Below are 1,012 nucleotides of genomic sequence, written 5' to 3'. Positions count from 1 at the left end.
GCCCTGCCCCTACACCCCCGCCCAGCTGCGCCACGCCTACGGCGCGGGCGGCAGGGGCAGCGCCACCGGCCGCGGCGCCACCATCGCCGTCGTCGACGCCTACGGATCGCCGGACATGGCTGCCGACACGGCCCGCTACGCCCGCGCCACCGGCGACCGTCCTTTCCGGCCGGGCCAGTACCGCGAGCAGGTCACCCCCTCCCAGTGGCAGATCGGCGACGCGTGCGCGCCTCCGCGCACCTGGGCCGGCGAACAGGCTCTCGACATCGACCTCGCCCACGGACTCGCCCCGGACGCGAACGTCCTCTACGTCGGCGCGAACTCCTGCCTCGACAACGACCTGATGAACGCCGAGTCGTACGTCATCGACGGCCGCCGGGCGGACGTCATCTCGAACTCCTGGGCCGAGATCATCCACTCCGATCCGGGGCACATCACCCCTGCCCTGGTCGCCGCGTGGAACCTGCTGTTCCAACAGGCCGCCGCCGAAGGCATCGGGGTCTACTTCGCGGCGGGTGACTGCGGCGACTCCTCGCCCCAGGCAGCTCAGACCGGCGTCAACTGCGACCCGAAGACCACCCGTGCCCAGGCCGACTTCCCCAGCGGCTCCCCGTGGGTCACCTCGGTCGGCGGCACCACCCTCGCCCTGGACCGGCACGGCGACTACGCCTGGGAGACCAGCATGGGCGACGAGGTGTCCATCCGCACCGACAACGGCAAGGGGCCCTGGGGACCCGTCCCCGGCGTCTTCGCCTTCGGCGGCGGAGGAGGCGCGAGCGACTTCCCGCAGCCCTGGTACCAGCGCGACCGCGACACCGGCGACACCAGGCACCGCACGACTCCCGACGTCGCGATGGAGGGTGACGGGGCACTGCCCGTACTGGTCGGCTTCACCGACGCCGGAACCTTCCACCTCATCGGATTCGGCGGCACATCGGCGGCGACCCCCGCCTTCGCCGCCTTGCAGGCCGACGCGGAACAAGCCTCCGGGCACCGGATCGGCTTCGCCAAC

Annotated in this window: 1 protein-coding gene; it reads left to right on the top strand. The window is 72.4% G+C overall.

Features of this window, described 5'->3' with window-relative positions; all coding sequences use genetic code 11:
* Positions 1–1,012 (top strand): S53 family peptidase (locus ABTZ59_RS37320; protein WP_351426134.1); only part of this gene is annotated, 1,012 nt, incomplete at both ends.

Source organism: Streptomyces sp. NPDC094034 (assembly GCF_040303865.1).
GTDB lineage: Bacteria > Actinomycetota > Actinomycetes > Streptomycetales > Streptomycetaceae > Streptomyces.
This window is presented reverse-complemented; position numbering and strand designations above follow the sequence as displayed.